We start from the raw sequence: 18,323 nt of genomic DNA on the forward strand, positions 1-18,323 counted from the left end.
GATGTCGATTGTCATATATACGTACAGCGATCCGTACAGATTGAAGGAAGAGCCGTATTGGGACGAGATCAAGGCGTGTCCCTACTTTTGTGCGGCGCAGACGCTGGTGAACGGGCTAAAATATCTGTATCGGGAAGACTTTGTCCAAGGGCGAGTGACCACGGTGAGGAATTTTATTGAGGCGCTTTTCCCCTACTGGCAGAGCACGGCTTGTCGAATCAAGCAGCACGCCGCGATCGACCGTTGGATCGCCGAGTGCGCACTCCCTGCTGCAGGGGCGGAGGAGCAGGCGCAGATGCGGGCGGCGCTCCTCGCAAATCGCGGCGAGGTGCTCGAAAGCATCCGCACGATGGTGGAGCTTGGCATCGACGCCGCAGAGCTTCGCGAGGAGGCGCTTACGCCGGCGCAGAAGATCGTCGTCGAGCTTTTTAGGCTGTCGTCGGCAGAACGCGGGCAGAGCTTCGCCTTTTCGAGCGATGTCGACGAGGCGGAAATGGACGAGGCGCTCTTGCACACGATGCAGGAGGCAGCTCACCAAACGCTTGACTGCAGCCGCATTCCACTGGATCGTATCGTCATTCATGGCGTTCATCAATTTACGCCGATCATGCTGCGCGCGATTGAAGCGGCCGCAAAGCATAAGAAGGTCATTCTGCTTTTCAACTATCAGCAGCAGTATCAAAATATTTATCAGACGTGGATTGATATTTATACGTCGTTCGACTGCCTGATGACGAACTTCGGCGGCGAAGAGTTTCGGCCGATCGGGCAAGATCCGATCAGCCGCGAAGGCAATCTTCTGGCAGACAAGATCGGGCGGCTGGTCGAGGGCGACGCCTCAGCTCCGGTGCAGACTGCGCCCTTTGAAATCCTTGAGTTTGACAATATGACGGAGTTCGCGGGCTACGCCGCCGATGTTTTTGAAAGCGCTGCACGCGTAAATCCTGCGAATCCGCTGGCGATGATGCGCGAGCAGATTTATGCCGCCGACAGCTCTGTCAATGAGATCTTGAAGATCTATTTCCCCGAACAGTTCGGCGAGCGTCAGTTCCTCCACTATCCTCTGGGACGCTTCTTCGTCGCTATAGCGAATATGTGGGATATTGCGTCAAACAAGATGGTGGTTCGTGATGCGCGAGATGTCCGGGAATGTCTTGATGCGGGAATCCTCAAAGAGGAGCATGCGGGACAGCTGTCGACGATCTGGGGCAGGATGGCCGTCTTGTTTGAAGGATGCGCTTCGATCGAGGAGATGCTTTCGCGTTTGCGTCGGCTGCGGAAGAATAAGCGATACATGACGGACGCGGAGAAAAAGGAATACGTGAGCCATCTCACATACTACAATGTCGCCCCCGATGAAATCGACCGGCTCGGAAAAGCGCTGGCGGAGCTGACGGAATTGGCGGCGTATTTCTATGAGGATTTTGAAAGGCAGCCGCATAATTTCAGCAGCTTCTATAAGAAGCTTAAGGCGTATTTGCAGCAGGATGTGCTCGATGCACATGTTTTGGACGAGGAGTTCAACGACATCCTCCGTCGCGTGCTTGTGCGTCTCGATGAGGTCGAGGACATTGAGGAGTCCGCTTCGTTTGCCTGTCTCAAGGCGACGATGTCGATCTACCTCGTGCAGGAAGCGAATCCCGTGCAAAGCGCACAGTGGATCGTGCGCAATTTCGAGCAGATCGACGGCGACATTTTGCGCAGTCTCAACGACAAGACGAACGGCGAGCCGACCATATATCACTTTGCTTGTCTGACGGATGAGGATCTCGCTGCGGCGGGGTGGGCGAAATTTCCGTGGCCGCTGACCGACTCCTTCTTTGAGGCGGCGCAGGATCCTGTCGATTGGAAGCATCAGGTCTATGTGAAGGCGCGCAGCGAGTATAAGAATTACAAACGGTATGCGCTGCTCTACGGGCTGGCGTTCAACCGTGCCGGGTTCAAGCTCAGCTACGTCAGGCGCGCGGGCGACAAGGAGCGTGAGCCGTACTACCTGCTGAAGATTCTCGGAGCGAAGAAACGCACCTTCGAGGACAGCCGCAGACATGCGTGGGTCGAGGACGTGTCGGCGATTCAGACGACGGGCGTACCCTTGAAAAAGTACGATAAGTACGATTACTTCCGTTACAGGATATGCAAATATAAATTTTTGTTGGAGTCGATCATCGAGAGCACGACGGTATATAAGGAGCCGTTCCTGCTGTTGAAATATTTCGAGGTCATACTGGAAAACCAGGCGATGGAGAAACTGGCGGGTCTGGTGCGCAGTGAAACCGCCCTCGTCGAGTGTTTGCATGAAACGTTTGAGGAGCTTAGACCGTACTTCCCCTTTGTTTCCCATATGAACCGCATGGACATTATGCGCAAGGTCAAGGGCCGCATGTCGAACGGCAAGGAGGCGAAGGTTTTTCCGCAGATCACAGCGAAGATGCGGCAGTACATGATGATTCGAGAATTGTTCATCCATAAGAAGCTGACCGATGGAAGAAATTCTCAAAATGATATTCTGCGCGGCAAGTTCGACGAGGTGTCCGACGATAAGATCACCGAGAGCTTGAACGAGGCCGCCCTGCAGAAGAAGTTTTGGAAAAGTCCCCATCTATGGTGCAGATACTGTGCCAATCAGGAGATTTGCACCGCCCATGCGGAGGGATGGAGAAGTGAGGGAATCGCCTATGCTGCAGGAAAAGATGTATGTGAGATGCCCCGCAGATCCGGAAAGTGAAACGGATCCGCGCGTATTCGTGTGCGGTCAGATCACGAAGGTGGATGATTTCAAACATACGGTTACGGTGAAAATTCATGATCCGTTCGGCTGGTCTCTGTTCTTTGAAAACGTGTCCAAGGGATTGATCGAGTGCCCGTTGGATTCGGTGGAGCATTGCGGATTGTTTATCGGCTCGGAAGTCGTATACAAGAGGAAGGTCTGCACGATTCTTTCGGGACAGAAGCTTGACGACGGCTTTTATGCGTACTATGTGCAGACAGCGGCGACTAAGGAAGTGCTTCGCGTGTCGGAAAAGGACATCGTCGTTCCGTTTACGCATGGCAAGGTCAGTCCAGTGAGCCAACTCTTGCACTATGAATTTCAAAATCCCTGTTGGTTCTTCGGTCATGCCGTAGTTTCGCGCAGCATGAATGTTTTGGACAATTCCATCTGCGGCTTTAAGGAGCTGGCGGGGGCGAAGATCTATCTTTTGCCGCATCAGGTCAATACGATCATGCGCTGCCTGCAGGAGCGCCCGTGCAGGTATATGCTCGCCGATGAAGTCGGCATGGGTAAGACGATCGAAGCGCTTTCCATCTTGAAAATCTATATGAAGGATTCTGCTAAAAAGAACGTTTTGCTCCTCGTTCCGGATCCGCTGAAGGAACAATGGAAGACGGAAATGCTGCTGAAGTTCAATATCGGTGTGGGGCTTGGCAAAGATGACAACCGTGTGGTTTTGCAGTCTTTCTCGGAGCTGAAGGAGGCGGATGCCGATGCGGCATGGGATTTCGTCGTCGTAGATGAAGTGCATCGCTGTCTTGCCGACAAGCGCCTTGCGCGGCTCTTGCATGGAATCAGTCGTGCAGCGGAAAATATCTTGCTTCTGAGCGCGACTCCCGTGCAGCAGCGCGAGGAAGAGTATCTCGACTTGCTGCGTCTTCTGTTGCCAAGCAAATACGATGCGTGCGATTTGGAGCACTTTCGCGCTCTCGTGGGCAAGCAGGGGAAGATCATTCAAAAGACGGCCTTGCTTTTGGATGATCTGGGCGACTATGAGGACGAGATTCGGGCGGCGGAAGATGATGGAGAGGATCCGCATGCGCTTGAAGATTGCGAGGAACTGTTCGAGGAAATTTTCGCGGATTTGGAGGCGATTTGCGATGAATTGGGGGACGATAAGCTTTCTCTTCTGTTGAAAAAGGTGGATTTTTCCGCAGAAGATCTCGGCATCTATGCGATGAAGGTCGTCATCTCCTATATCTGCGGCAACTACCAGGTCGAGAGCAACGTCATCCGCAGCCGCCGAAAAATCCTCGAGGAGAGCGACGACGGTACGCGCCTCTTGCCCACGCGCGAATTGCAGGAAGTTTCCTATGCGCTCGACAAGGATCGGAACACCTACGAGGCGATTTGCTATGGGCTCATCACCGAATGGATGACGGAGCAGGCGGCAGACCTCGACGTCGAGGGCGTACTTCGCCCGCTTTTGAGCGCGTTCTTCAGCTCGTCGTGGGCGTTTCGCGCGGAGCTTGAGCGCCTGGAAACGCGTGGGATTGAGCCGGATGGCCGCTTGATGGAACATGCGGCGCAATGGGTAAAAGAGGAGGAGCATATCCTGGCGAATTTGCCGGCGATTCTCGACGATCCGCATACGTATGAAGAGGATTACTGCACGCGCATGGTGTCGGTCATGAATCTTCTCTATGACGAGCTTTACGATCAAAAAATCGTTCTTTTCACCGATGAGCCGGCGACTTTTGCTGCCTATCAAAAGGCGTTGTCCTCTGTGTTTCCTGCAGAAGAGATCAGCTTCTTCGGGAAAGACATGCCTGCAGAAGAGATCGAGCTGCACGCCTATCGCTTTCAGAATGAAGCCGCGTGCCGCATGATGCTTTGCGATTTCACCGGCGGCGAGGGGCGAAATTTCCAATGTGCAGATTACCTCCTTCATATCGATCTTCCGTGGGATGTCAGCCGCATCGAGCAGCGCATCGGGCGTCTGGATCGTTTGGAGCGTGACCCGGCAAGGTCTGTCGTCACGTCCGTCGTCGTTCATACGGAAGAGTCGTTCGAGGCGGCGCTGTTTGATTTTTGGAGCAAGGGACTGAAGGTTTTCACGCAGTCTTTGAGCGGCATGGAAATCATCATGAAGGACATCAACGAGGAGATTGTCTCTGCGGTTCGGAAGGATTTTGCCTACGGTCTTTTTTCTGCCGTACCGAAGATCATTGCATCGGCGGAGCGTATGCGGGAAGCCGTGCGCAAGGAACAGAATTATGATGCCGCCGGCTTCCTGTTTCGCCCGATGTATAAGGAATTGCGGCGCTTGATCGATTATTATGCGCAGAATGAAAACGAGCTTTTCGCCGTGACCATGACGAAGTGGGCGAGTCTGGCAGGCTTTCACGGTTTCGGCGGCGAAGACGGCGTCTTCACCTATCGGGCGGAGTCGTTTTCGCCCAAATCGGCGATGAATTCGCAGCTGATTCCGCCGCGATGGAATGAATACCTGTCCTCGGAGCAGAACCGCTTCCTCCAAAGCGTTCAGGTGACATATGAAAAGAGTCGAGAAATTCGTTCAGAGGAGCGGGCAATCCGCGGCACGTTCAGCCGAAAGCAGGCGATCGAGAACGACTATCTGCACTTCTTCGCTCCCGGCGATGAAATTTTTGACTGCATCGTAAAGAATGCCGTGCATTCCTGCAAGGGGCGCGCCAGCGCTTTTGCCGTGCATGCCGATCTGCATTGGACGGGGCTGGTTTTCACTTGGTCGATGGCGCCCAATGAAGCGCATCTTCTCGCACATGGACTGTCGCCGTATGCTCTGGGAGCTTATCGAAACTACTTGATGTCAAAGCAGGTTGTCGTATCCGTCGACTTGGAAAATCCCGATGATCTTGCCGAAGGCGATGTCGTTCGGGAATACATGCGCATCATTCGCGCGGGATGGAACAAGAAGGAGACGATCCACCTCGGGCAGAGAGGGGGCGGCTGTGGCTATCTCAAGGAGGAAATTGCCGACAAGGCGAATATTGCCTGGTTCAAGCGCAAGTATCCCGAGGAGCGATGGCGGAAAATTGTCCGGCATGGATATAAAGCGGCCTATGAGAAAGCGTTGCATCAGTTCAAGTGCAGATCCAACCTGCGAGGGGTGCGCGAAGAAATGGAGCGCGCGTTGTCCGCCAGGGCGGCGGAACGCGCCTTTTACGGTGCGGATGATGCGGCGATGGAGGCCTTGAAAAAGGAGCAGGAGATCTTGTGGGAGGCCATGAGCAAACCGCGGATTATCCTTGAGTCTGCGGCTTTTGTTTGGATGGTGAAGAAAGGCGATGGAGAAGGCGAAGCTTAATGAAGCTGTTGAGCGGTATTTGAACGGGGCAGGCGATCCGCCGATCTTGGATTTTGCCGATGCGGCGGATGCGCACGAACGTTTTCTGCTCCATGCGGCGAAGCGTCTTTTGAAGAGCTTTGCGCCTGACCGACGGCAGGACGGCATGGAGGATTTTCTGCTGTCTTTGCGAAGCTACCTCCTCACGCTGCAGGGGGGCATCCGCGTGGATGACGTTCCGATTCCCGAGGACAATGCCTATGGGCTTGTGCGGGACGCTTCGGACGGCAAGTGGCATGCCGTCGCGCAGTTTCCCGACTATGTCAATCGCATGTTCGCGGAAACCGTGTTTTTGGCACAGCCGGCATCGCACAGGACGTCCTCCGGCGGCTTTTCCCTTCATACGGATCCGTTGATTCGCAGGCTCACGGGCTTTCGCCGCTTCAAATCCGTGGCGCAGAAGCTTGCCGTATATGGGGCGCTCCATCTGCCAGACGGCTATGCGGCGCTCATATCCCTGCCGACGGGCGGCGGCAAGAGCCTCATCACGCAGACGCTGGCGTATCAAAGGGAGGGCTTGACTATCGTCGTTGTGCCGACGGTGTCTTTGGCGATCGACCAAGTGCGCACGGCGAAAAAGATTGTACAGTCTGCCCATGTCGATGAAGAGATCTTCTTTTACAGCAGCGGCGTCGCCATCGCGCCGATCTTACAGGCGATCGAGAAGAAGACGGCGAAGATGCTCTTCATATCTCCCGAAGCGCTGCTCAAGAATGAGGGTTTCGCCGAGGCGATCAAGAAGGCGAATGCCACGCGCTACTTAAGAAACCTTGTGATCGATGAGGCGCATATCGTCGTCGACTGGGGCGCGTCCTTCCGCGTCGATTATCAGTGTCTGGAATCGTGGCGCAGGATGCTTCTGGAGAGCAATCCCGGCATTCGGACGGTTCTTCTGTCGGCGACGTTTGATGAGCCTTGCTGCACCGTTCTCAAAGACTTTTTTTCTGAAGGCGGCGAGAAATGGCTGGAAATACGCTGTGATGCTTTGCGGCATGAGCCGCGCTATATGCTCATCAAGGCGAAATCGTTTGCCGACAAGCAGCGAAAGATGCTCGAGCTCGTGCAAAAAATGCCGCACCCCATGATCGTCTATACGGCAAGACCTGTTGAGGCGGAAGACGTCGCTGACTTTCTCCGCGCGCATGGGATCCGCAATGTCGAGACCTTCACGGGCGAGACGACGGGCGCTGTGCGAAAGGAACGGATCGATGCCTGGGCGGACGATCAGTTTTCTGTCATGGCGGCGACATCCGCCTTCGGCGTCGGCGTTGACAAGGGCGATGTGCGGACGGTGCTTCATCTGTACGTTCCGCCCAATGCCAATGCCTATTACCAAGAGCTTGGGCGCGGCGGACGCGACGGCTTGCCGTGCCTGAGCATCATGCTGTGCACGGATGATGATGTACAGGCGGCCTTCCAGCGCATTTCCAAGCGGGTCATGACGACGGAGAAGATTGTCGGTCGCTGGAACAGCATGTATAAAAATCCTCATTCGAGGCGCATGAACAATCTCGTCTATCTCGACACGTCGATTTCTCCGCGCTATGCCGACCGTGATGTTTTCGATGATGCTCCGACCTCCGACGCTGATCGGAATTGGAATATCTACGTGCTCTTATTTCTGCGCCGATGCGGACTGATTAAAATCCGTGAGGTGATTCCCGATTCGTCGAAGTATGTATTTGTCGTTGAGATCACGGATGACGCGCTCCGTGCGGAGGAGGAAGAGCAGACGGAGCGGATCGGCGGCTATCGTGAACAGGAGTGGGCGTATTACGTCAAGGCTTTCGGCTCGATGCGAACGGCGATAAAAAATTGCGGGCGCGACTGTTGGTCAGAGATGTTTTACGAGACATACGACAGAGTTTCGGAGTTCTGTGCCGGCTGTGATGCACATGACGAGGTATGCGACGCTGATTTTTTGGACTACCCGCTCAAAGTTCCCGTGCAGCTGCCGACGAAACCATTTGCTGCGGACCAGCTCGCCTTGTTTGCCGGAGCGAAGAGCATCATCACGATTCCGAGGCCAGAGGAGCGGGCGGCTCTCATGGAAGCTCTTTGCCGCTATCGGCTTGCAGCCTATATTTCCTGCGATGACGCCCTGTCGGAGACCGTCTTGGAGAAAATCAACGCGCCGACGCACTTCATGATTCTTTACAAGAAGGATTTGCAGGAGTTGATCAAGAAGAAAGCATACTACTACATTTCCGGCATCATTGCCGTCGAGTACGGCGGCTCCGCGAAGGATGTATGGAACTTGCTGCAATACGTCGCCCAATATCTGAGCGAGCGTCAGGAAATCAGACTCGTCCATATTTTGCAGGAGAATACGTATTTTGAAGGACAGGACAAGTCTTTTGCCGATCTTGTGGACGGCGCTGTACTGCCTGTGAGCGCCATTCTTTAGGAGGTCACATGTTTCGAGAAAAGATGAAGACGCCCGCCATCCCCGAGCGCGTGTACACGCTGTGCAAGATCGTCGAGAAAAAGCCGCTGACAGTGCAAGAGCTGAAAAATAAGATGGAGCCTGATTACCTGCAGCAGTCGACATCGTATTTTGCCGATTACCGAGAGGCGGCGGAGGAGTTGGGACTGATCAGCGTCACGGATCAGAATGTCGAGCTTGCCGCATCCCCTTCGGCCGTGCGCTCGATGGCGGACATGCGGCGATATGTCAACGGCAGGCTGGAAGAGTTTGCTGACGGGCAGTTCTATCGGGTCACGAAGGCCTACTATGCGCGAGGGGCAAACGTGCTGCACGGGGAGCAGAATGTCGCCAATCTTGCGCCTTCGCTCGAAGAAGAGATCGGCCGTCCGCTCGATGCCAAAGCGATGCGTGCATGGCGCTTTTGGATCGTATACCTCGGCTTTGGGTATTTGCATGGGATGTTCCTCGTGCCCAATGCCGATGTTTTTCTGCACGATCTCATGGACGGCACGGATTTTGAAAAGCATCATACGTATTCATTTGGCGAATTTATCGAAAAGATTCTGCCGCGCGCCGGAATCGTCATCGACGCCGATCCGTCGAACCGACAGCTCAGCTACGGCGTTTCCAACGGGCTGCGCACGCTGCACGATGCCGGCGGCATTCGCATGGAGCACATTCTCGATCAGCAGGACATCTGGAGCTTGTACCCGCTGAAGGCGCATGACGTTGAGACTACGGTCACGAACGTCACGATTCTCGAATAGGAGGGCAGGACGTGGATGTAACGATTGCGAGAGAGCGGCTTGCCTCTGTCGTGAAGCCGGACTCGATCACGTATTCCCAAGGTGATTTTTTGGCGACCCATGTTGCCGTCAAACGCCTTCGTCTGATGAATAAGTTCGATATCACACCGTCTGACGGCAAGGAGTACTCTGAAGAGGAAATATACAAGGCGCTTATTCTCAACGAGGAGAACAAGCATCAATTTATCGCTGTATACGGGCAGAGCGGCACGGGGAAATCGCATCTGATTCGTTGGTTTGAAGCCAAGTATCGGCACAACAAGCCCGCGCAGGAGGTCGTGCTCTTCATTCGCAGGAGCGACAACACGCTGAAGGGTACGATCCGGCAGCTCCTGGATATGCCCGAGGTGCAGGAGATTGCCAACAAGGACGCCTATGACCGCTTGCTGAAAGCGGCGGCCTATGAGGATGAGAACAAGCTCAAGGGGCGGCTGTACCATGAAGTTCTGAACGAGGTGGAACACGACGAGGAAGATCGCTCGATTCATCTGAAAAATATCGAGAGGAAGCGTCTGATCGCCTTTTTGAACAACGAGGTGGTGCGCGTGCGCCTGGAAGCGGCGGACGGCCCGATCGAGCGCATTTATTCGAAGATCGCCGAAAATTCCCTCGTGGACAGGGATACGATCGCGCAGTTTACCGCGGAGGATTTCTTCATTTCGGCAGAACTCAGTGATCAGATCGAGCGCGCCGGCGTCGATCCCAAGGCGATGAAGATGGTGCGCGCCTTGATGGCGGATGAGGATGGCAGGGAAGAGGCGGAAAAGGTTGCCGCCTATCTGAACCAGTTTGTCAACGACGTCGTTCAGCGCTGCGCCGGCATTGCCGCCGGCGATTTTCGCGATATTTTCCGCGACATACGCAGGGAATTGTTTCGGCTCGGCAAGAGTCTGACGCTCTTCATCGAAGACGTCACATCCTTTACGGGCGTCGACGATGCGCTGCTCGACGCCCTGATCGTTGAGCATACGGGCATGAACGAGGGGGAGAAGCTCTGCCGCATCTCGTCGATCATCGGCACGACGGGCAACTACCTGCAGCACAACTTCCGCGACAATCATAAGGATCGCATCACGCAGTACGTCTACATTCCGAGCGACGCTTTCGATGAAGCGGGGCTGTTTGAATTCGTCGGACGCTACCTCAACGCGATGTCCGTGCCCGAATCTCGGATCGCCAACTGGCTGGAAAATGCAGCCGAGCCTGCGGACTATCCCGTGCATACGGTGAAAGAGGGAAAGAATTGGGAGTTTGTGTCGATCGAGTTTGACAAGAAGCTGTGCCTCTATCCGTTTACGAAAAACAGCATTCGTTATCTCTATCAGCACGCCTTGAAGCAGAATCAGCAGACGCCGCGCTACATCATCCGCGATGTGATCGAGCCTGTGGTCAATGATATTTTAAGCCATAAGGAAAAATTTCCCAGCATCCAATGGCCGCTTGTGCGGACGAATACGACGCTGAGCTACCGCATCGAGTCGCAGATTCGAGACGAGCAGGAGGCGGCGCGAGTCCTGCGCTTTTTGAGCATTTGGGGAGACGGCACGCCTGATCAATTCACGAAAGACGGCGTCGTCTATCAGGCGGGCGTCCGAAGCGACATCCTCGAAGAGCTTGCCATGCCGCCCCTGCGTCTGTCCGAAGTCGAGGCGCCCAAGACTGCAGCGGCCGCCGCTCCTGCCGCTGCCGCCGCTCACGCATCGGCCGCAGGGAAAAGCCCGGCGGCGAGCCTGGCAGAAACGCCCGTTGAGCCGCCCGTCGTTTCTGTAGGAAGGGTGGAAAAGGTCGAAAGGGCTGTCGCGGTTTTGAGCAAATGGGTCGAAGGACAGGCGATTGACGTTTCCTCAACAGGCGGCACGAGCGGCGCTCTGCGCGCTGCTCGCGACGACATCGCCAAATATTTGCTGTCGGCAATTCCGTGGCAGGCGGAGGGGATTTCCCTCGATCAGATGGGGAAGATCCAGGATTCCAGTGCGCCCCTCGTGGATTTTGAGAATCAAACGAGGGAGCGCACGCAGGGGCTTTATACGATGCCTGCCAGTCGCGAGTCCATGCACATCATCGCGGCCTTTTTGCGTTGGCGTGAATATGGCGGGCAGAGCTGGGCTTATCCTGAGTCAGATTTAGACGCGTACTTCATCACTTCGTGGACTTCGCGCATAAAAAGCGCTCTGCTCAAAGCCGTGCGCGAAAACGCGGATGCAGGCGTCGGCTATATCGAAGCCGCCATCTCCGCTGAAATCTACCGGCAGATTCTCTGCGGCGAGTTTCGCGAGAAGAGCTTGAAGAATTTGACGGCACGCCACTTGCTGGAAGAGAAGCCCGCCAAAACGGAGACGAAAAACCATGTGCAGGAATGGGGTGCGCTCTCTGCGCTGATTTCGCAAAGGGGAGCCGACGAGGTTAATAGGAAAACGGTTCGACAGTATTTTAACATCGCGCAGGGCGACGGCGGTTCCGTGATCGTTCTGGATGAGCCGAATCTGACGCGCACGCTGCGCAAAGTCAAGTCGAACCGGCTCTCTGTGCCGGAGACGGCCTTCGAGATGCAAGATCCCGTCAAGCGCAGGCGCGATGTGTTCGACCATTTGAAAAAGATCGTTGAGCGCGTCGGGAAGGTCGCCGATGCCGAGCAGGAGAAGGCACGGGGCATGATGGAAAAGATTCGCGCCTTTTGGGGGGCGGATGAGCTCGATGACGGCGAGGCGATGGAAGAGGACGATCTTCTGATGCTGGCGGAACGCGTCAAAGCCTTCTACGACGAGGCCAATCGCACACAGTTTTCCGTGGCGTTCTTTTCGACCGATCTGGTGAAGAAAGGGGCAAAGCAGATCGCCAAGGCGCTGAGTGATGTCGGCGGTGCGTTGGAAGAGAAAGATCCGTTGGCGGTGCTCCTGGCGTTTTCGGGCGATCCTCTGACGGACTTGAAGCCTTTGCTCGACCTCTTCGAGCGATTGGAAGCCGACTTCAAAAAAATCGACGCCGAGATGGCAAAGCGGCGGGCGGTGTTGGGCGAAGAAGATTCTGAGGAGCATTCGGCCGCTCGCTATGAGAAGGAACTGCAGAAGCTTGAGGAGAGCCGTTCCTGCTTCACGAAGGAGGCGCAGGCATGATCTTCGATGTGCTCGATCAAAAAATGAAAGATATGAAAGCTCTGCGCCAGAGGGAAGAGCGACGGGCGAACCAAAAGCAGCAGGCGGCTCTCGATCAGAAGTACCGTGCCGTGGTCGAGGAGGCGGAAAGATTTTCTGACTCCTTGGCGTGTGTTCGCGATACGCTGGAATTTCCCGTTTCGGAGGAGCTTCGGACAGACTGCCTGACGCTGCTCGATGAGCTTGAGGCTGCCGTGAGCACCGGGTACGCTGTGCAGGAAAGCGTGGAAAAAGCGAAACGCCGCTATGATGTGCTTCACGGGCAGATGAAAAAGACGTGGACGACGTATTTCCGCAGTTATACGGCGGGTACATGGAACACGCTGCGCGTCATTCGAGGAATCGACGAAGAAAAGACAGATCGCTGTATGGAAGAGATTCAGACAGCGAAAGACTGGTCTGCAGAGACGAAGGTATTCATAGGTTTGAAAGCGGCAATGAAACGTGCCGCTGATTTGATCCAGAGCTTGGAGATGGAAGAGGAGACGGTGGAGTTTCTGACGAAGATGACCTCGGGCAAAGCTACGGCGGCCGATCTCAGCGAGGGAGTCGTGGCCTGGCTTCGCAAGGAAGGACTGGAAAAGAAGATTCGACTGTCGTTTCTTGCCCACTGATGCGCGGCGCTCATTTGCACTTCGCTGATTGACTTTTGCATGGAGAGCTCATATACTCAAAAGATATTGGTTCGTAGGTAAACTACACGCACAAACGTCCACTTCGTGGACAAAAGTGCGCCGCCCTTACAGAAGCCTAGCCAATCGGTCTTCATAGTACAACAGGAGCACGATACGACGATTATGGGAAATGTAACGAAGGAAAATATCGCCTCTATGATGGCGACGATCCAAGACCTCTATATGGCCGATGACATCCCCTGGATGATCGGCTATTCGGGCGGCAAGGACAGCACCGCCGTCGTGCAGCTCGTCTGGCTGGCGCTCGAGGATCTCCCCCCGGAGAAGAGGAAGAAGTCCGTGCATATCATGAATACCGATACCCTCGTCGAATCGCCGGTCGTCTCCAAGTGGGTGGAGAGGTCGCTTGCAGCGATGCGCGAGGCTGCTGCAGCGCGTCAGCTGCCTTTCATTCCGACGCGGCTCGTGCCCGACTACGATCATACATTTTGGGTGAATCTTCTCGGCAGGGGTTACCCATTCCCGCGCATGAAGTATCGTTGGTGCACGGATCGGCTGAAGATCCGTCCCGTGAACGACTTTATCAAGAAGAAGCTTGCTGAGCACGGCGAGATCATTCTCGTCCTGGGAACGCGCAAGACGGAGAGCGCGCGCCGCCATCGCACGATGACGAACCTTGAAAAGAAGCGGGTTCGCGAACTTTTGAGTCCCAATCCGACACTGGCCAATGAGCTGGTGTTTTCTCCGTTGGAAGCATGGTCGAATGATGATGTTTGGATGTTTCTGATGCAGTACAAGAATCCTTGGGGCTATTCCAATCAGGATCTTTTGACCATGTATCGCGGGGCGACGGCGGACAATGAATGTCCTCTGATGCTCGATGAGAGTTTGCCGTCGTGCGGCAAGAGCCGTTTTGGCTGCTGGGTTTGTACCATGGTCGAGAGCGACAAGTCGATGGAAGCGATGATCGCCAACGACGAGGAGAAGGAATGGATGCTGCCGCTGCTGGAATTTCGAAATGAATTCGGCGATCTGGCGCACGATCGCGAGCGCCGCAGCTTTCGGCGCATGCGCGGACACCTGCAAGGCAGTCATGGCCAGCTCTTTCACGGGCCGTACAAAAGGGAGGTTCGCGAACGTTGGCTGCGCCGCCTGTTGGAGATTCAGAAGAAAATTCGAGAAACGGGACCGGAGGAGTTTCACGATCTTGAGCTGATCCACCTCGAAGAACTGCAGGCGATTCGTCGCATCTGGGTTCTGGAAAAGCATGAATTTATCGATTCCGTTCCGACGATTTATGAAGATGTGATGGAAGAGCCGTTCTGCGATTCGACATGGCTGCCCTTGGATAATTTCGCCAAGGACGAGTGGGATGTTTTGGCGGAAGTCTGCACGCGCATGTACGGCGGGGAAGAGCTGGCCTTTGAAATGATGTATACGCTTGTCGATCTCGAGAACCGCGCCTCGGGGATCGGTGCGCGCAAGGGGCTCCTTGAGGCGATGGAGGCCGCGATCGGGCGATCCTTCTACAAGGACGAAGCTGATGCAGTGCGGTATTATACGGAACGCATGAGACGAAAAAAGGAATTGGGCGCAGAATATAACGAAGCGTTTTTGGATGCTGCCTTGCCCGACCGTTCGCAAGACCCTTTGGATATTGAGGATGAAAGCCGATGATAATCAAGAAGCTCACGCTGCAGAATTTCGGCGTCTATGCCGGGGAAAACACCTTCTCTTTTTCGCATACGCGCCCCATCGTCTTGATCGGCGGCATGAACGGCCACGGCAAGACGACTTTTCTCGAAGCGATCCTCCTCGCGCTTTACGGCGCGAATTCCATCGCTTATAAAGAGAGTGCGCACAGAACGTATGGGAAGTACCTGCGCGCCTATGTGAACAAGAGCAGCGGCGAGAAGCGTGCCTCGGTGGAGCTGACATTCCTCATGGACGAGAGCGAGCAGAGTGAATATCGGATTCGCCGTGCCTGGACCGCGGCCAAAGGAGACGGAGAGACGATCACCGTTTGGGAAAATGGCGCGTACAGCGAATTTTTGACGGCAAATTGGGCGATGTTTGTGGAAAACATTCTCCCGTCGGCGCTGGCACGCTTTTTCTTTTTCGACGGGGAAAAAATTGCTGAACTGGCGCTTGATGAAAACAATGTGCAGATGAAGGACTCCGTGCGCTCCATGCTGGGGATCGGCGTTCTCGACGGTTTGAAGGGCGACCTCTCGCGCATCGTGCGGCGCTTGGCGCGCGGTGGAAAAAAGGAAGACGCATCTGCCGGCTTGGAGGATCTGCGGCAGGAAAAAGAGCGCTTGGCGGCGCAGCTGACTGGGCTGGAGGCGGCGGGCGCACGCCTGGAGATGCAGGCAAAAGAGCGGCAGGCGGCGATCGATGAACTGCACCGACAATATGAGATCAAGGGCGGCGCGGCGGCGCAGGAGCGACAGAGCCTCATGCAGCGCTGCGCAGATCTTTTGGCAAAAATCGAGCGCAACAAGGGCGCACTGGCGGAATGCGCCGCCGGAGAATTGCCCTTCGCCTTGGTGCGCGATCTCATCAGCGAGGTCAAGCTGCAGTCGGAGGATGAGCACGATGATTTGATCATGAGGCAGGCGCTCGGCATGATGGAAGAGATGCTTGAAGGATATGCCGCCAAGCACGAAGGCGCACGGCAGGCGAACGCCGATTTCTTGGCGTACGTCCGCGAAGAGACGGAGCGAATGGCGTCGGAACCGCTTTACCAAGTGTCGGATCATGCTCTGTTCCAACTCAATGCGCTGCTCGATCATCTGCTTGCCGAGAGTGTGGAAACGGCGCGGCGGCTGCTGGGCGAAAAAGCGTTGCTGCAGAAAAAACTTGACGAGGCGGAGCGCCATCTCGCTGTGGATCTCGATGAAAAAACTCTTGGCGCGTTGTTCAGCCGCATCAAGGAGGAGGAATCCGCGCTCGTGCAGCTGAAGATCGATCGGACGGCAAAGGAGCAGGAAACGGCTGCTTTGCGCGCGGCGCTTCATGCCGCCGATGCCGAATATCGAAGGCAGGCAGAAGCATATCTGCACGATGCGGAGCTGCGTGACGATCGGCAGCGCATGAGAAAATACGCCAACATGGCTCTGCGGCTCACGGAAGAATTTACCGTCGAGCTGCAGCGGCGAAAGATCGGCGTGCTCGGTGATACCGTCACAGAATGCTACAAGAAGCTGGCGAACAAGAAGAACATGATCGAGCGGATCGTCATGGATGCGGATACCTTGGAACTTGCCTACGTGGACGATCGAGGCGAAAAGGTGGCGAAGGATTCGCTGTCGGCGGGCGAAAAGCAGCTGATGGTGATCGCTGTCCTCTGGGCGTTGGCCATCTGTTCGAAGAAAAAGCTCCCCGTGATCATCGATACGCCGCTCGCGCGTCTCGACTCCATGCATCGGATGTCGCTTGTCACGACATATTTTCCGCAGGCGGGAAGTCAGACGATCATCTTGTCGACAGATGCGGAGATCGATGAAAATTATTACGCGATGCTGAAGGATTCGGTCGGCGATGAATTTACGCTGCACTACGATGAGGCGATGAAGAGCACGACGATTTTGAAAGGATATTTCCGCGACGATGATCATTAAACAAGTGCGCCTTTCTCAACAGGCGAAGGACCAGCTCTCCCGCTTGAAAGGCAAGACGGGCATCAAAAATTGGAATATTCTCTGTCGCTGGGCGCTTCTCTATTCGCTTGCAGAAAAAAACGTGCCCGCGGATCTTCCCCTTGCCGCAGACAGCAATCTGGAAATGTCGTGGTACACGTTCGGCGGTGAATATTACGAGATCTATGAGGCTTTGATCAAGGCGTGGTGCATGCGCATGGAGATCGAGGCGGATGATGAAACGGCGGCGAAGTATTTTCGCCTGCACCTTGAGCGCGGCATCGCATATCTCTCGGGCACGGGCTTCATCAAGAGCATGGATGACTTATTGGCACTGGCGGTGAAGAAATCATGAGCATCTATTTGGACTGGAACGCATCCGCACCGATCGCGTCCGATGTCGTAGAGACGATGATGGAAGTATACCAAAATCAGATCGGCAACGCGGACAGCCGTACGCATGCTTACGGCGAGGCTGTGCGAGCCGTTGTGGAACATGCGAGGAAACAGGTGGCGGCGCTCTTGGGTGTGACTTCTGCCGAGGTGTTCTTCACGAGCGGCGCGACGGAAAGCAGCAATATCGCAATCCAAGGCCTTGCGACATATGCCGAGCAGAGCGGCAAGTGCCATATCATCACGTCCGCCATCGAGCACAAGGCGGTTCTGGAGACGGTGAAGGCGATGGGGCGGCGGGGCTTCGATGTGGACATCGTCGCACCCGAGCCGTCCGGCCGCGTGGCGAAAGAGAAGATCCTGGAAAAGCTGCGAGCGGATACCCTGCTCGTCAGCCTCATGCATGTCAACAACGAAACGGGAGTTATCCAGCCCGTGGAAGAACTGGGCGCGGAGTTGGAAAAGAGGGAGATTCTCTTTCATGTGGATGCTACGCAAAGCTGCGGCAAGCTCGTCGATGAACTGCGGCGGCTGAAATACCGCATGCTCTCTTTCAGCGCGCACAAAATGCGCGGTCCGCAGGGCGTCGGCGTGCTCGTGCTCAAAAAGCGCGATTATAAGCTGCCTCCCGTAAAGGCGATCCTCTACGGCGGCGAGCAGGAACGCGGCATTCGTCCGGGCACGATTCCCGCAGCTCTCGCGGCAGGCTGCGGCAAGGCCTGTGAGCTTGCCGCCATGCGATACAAAGAGGACAGCAGAAAACTGCAGCAGATCAAAGCGATGCTTCTGCAGATGATCGATGAAGCGGGGCTTGCGTACTCAGTCAACGGCGATGCGGAATTCTCTTTGCCGAGTACGCTCAACCTCTCTTTACACGGCATCTCCGCAGAAGCCTTGATGATCGCCGCAAGGGACGACTGCGCCATCTCCAACGGCTCGGCATGCACGTCGAAGAGCTACGCTCCGAGCTACGTTCTGGCCGCCATGGGCGTCTCCGCGGAACAGATCGAAAGCTCCATCCGCCTCAGTTGGGGTGCGGAGACGGATGAAGCATTGCTCAAAACCGAGTTCGCCAAACTGTTGACAGCGGCGAAGGCGCTTGTGCAGTAAGGATAGAGATCGCTTTTGATGCGGAGTAAAGTGTTTGGGAGACGGTATGATGCCCGAAAC

General features: G+C 55.4%; 10 protein-coding genes. All 10 read left to right on the forward strand.

Annotation, left to right across the window (positions count from 1 at the left end; translation table 11 throughout):
* Nucleotide 1 precedes the first annotated feature (1 nt).
* The 10 genes from QZ177_RS05655 to QZ177_RS05700 all read left to right on the forward strand — a co-directional run bounded on the left by QZ177_RS05655 (nt 2) and on the right by QZ177_RS05700 (nt 18,263).
* Nucleotides 2-2,725: a hypothetical protein gene (locus tag QZ177_RS05655; RefSeq protein WP_294175915.1), complete on the forward strand. Its 2,724-nt coding sequence runs from the start codon at nt 2-4 to the stop codon at nt 2,723-2,725.
* Nucleotides 2,676-6,059, forward strand: a complete 3,384-nt coding sequence (locus tag QZ177_RS05660) for an SNF2-related protein (protein WP_294175917.1) — start codon at nt 2,676-2,678, stop codon at nt 6,057-6,059. Before QZ177_RS05655 ends, QZ177_RS05660 begins: the two co-directional genes overlap by 50 nt.
* Complete coding sequence (locus tag QZ177_RS05665; protein WP_294175920.1) at nt 6,040-8,505, forward strand: DEAD/DEAH box helicase; 2,466 nt, start codon at nt 6,040-6,042, stop codon at nt 8,503-8,505. The genes QZ177_RS05660 and QZ177_RS05665 overlap by 20 nt, the downstream gene beginning before the upstream one ends.
* An 8-nt stretch (nt 8,506-8,513) precedes the next feature.
* On the forward strand, nt 8,514-9,293 hold the full coding sequence (locus tag QZ177_RS05670; RefSeq protein ID WP_294175922.1) for a hypothetical protein: 780 nt from the start codon (nt 8,514-8,516) through the stop codon (nt 9,291-9,293).
* Nucleotides 9,294-9,304: 11 nt separating this feature from the next.
* The gene (locus QZ177_RS05675) at nt 9,305-12,445 is read left to right on the forward strand and encodes an ATP-binding protein (RefSeq protein ID WP_294175924.1); all 3,141 of its coding nucleotides are present in this window, start codon (nt 9,305-9,307) and stop codon (nt 12,443-12,445) included.
* Complete coding sequence (locus tag QZ177_RS05680; RefSeq protein WP_294175925.1) at nt 12,442-13,098, forward strand: hypothetical protein; 657 nt, start codon at nt 12,442-12,444, stop codon at nt 13,096-13,098. Before QZ177_RS05675 ends, QZ177_RS05680 begins: the two co-directional genes overlap by 4 nt.
* A 183-nt stretch (nt 13,099-13,281) precedes the next feature.
* The gene (dndC, locus tag QZ177_RS05685; RefSeq protein WP_294175927.1) at nt 13,282-14,796 is read left to right on the forward strand and encodes a DNA phosphorothioation system sulfurtransferase DndC; all 1,515 of its coding nucleotides are present in this window, start codon (nt 13,282-13,284) and stop codon (nt 14,794-14,796) included.
* Complete coding sequence (dndD, locus tag QZ177_RS05690; protein WP_294175928.1) at nt 14,793-16,742, forward strand: DNA sulfur modification protein DndD; 1,950 nt, start codon at nt 14,793-14,795, stop codon at nt 16,740-16,742. The genes dndC and dndD overlap by 4 nt, the downstream gene beginning before the upstream one ends.
* Nucleotides 16,732-17,115, forward strand: a complete 384-nt coding sequence (dndE, locus tag QZ177_RS05695; protein ID WP_009645245.1) for a DNA sulfur modification protein DndE — start codon at nt 16,732-16,734, stop codon at nt 17,113-17,115. The genes dndD and dndE overlap by 11 nt, the downstream gene beginning before the upstream one ends.
* The gene (locus QZ177_RS05700) at nt 17,112-18,263 is read left to right on the forward strand and encodes a cysteine desulfurase family protein (RefSeq protein ID WP_294175929.1); all 1,152 of its coding nucleotides are present in this window, start codon (nt 17,112-17,114) and stop codon (nt 18,261-18,263) included. Before dndE ends, QZ177_RS05700 begins: the two co-directional genes overlap by 4 nt.
* Nucleotides 18,264-18,323: the final 60 nt, after the last annotated feature.

It is taken from the genome of uncultured Selenomonas sp. (genome assembly GCA_905372355.1).
In the GTDB taxonomy this organism is placed as follows: Bacteria; Bacillota; Negativicutes; order Selenomonadales; family Selenomonadaceae; genus Selenomonas.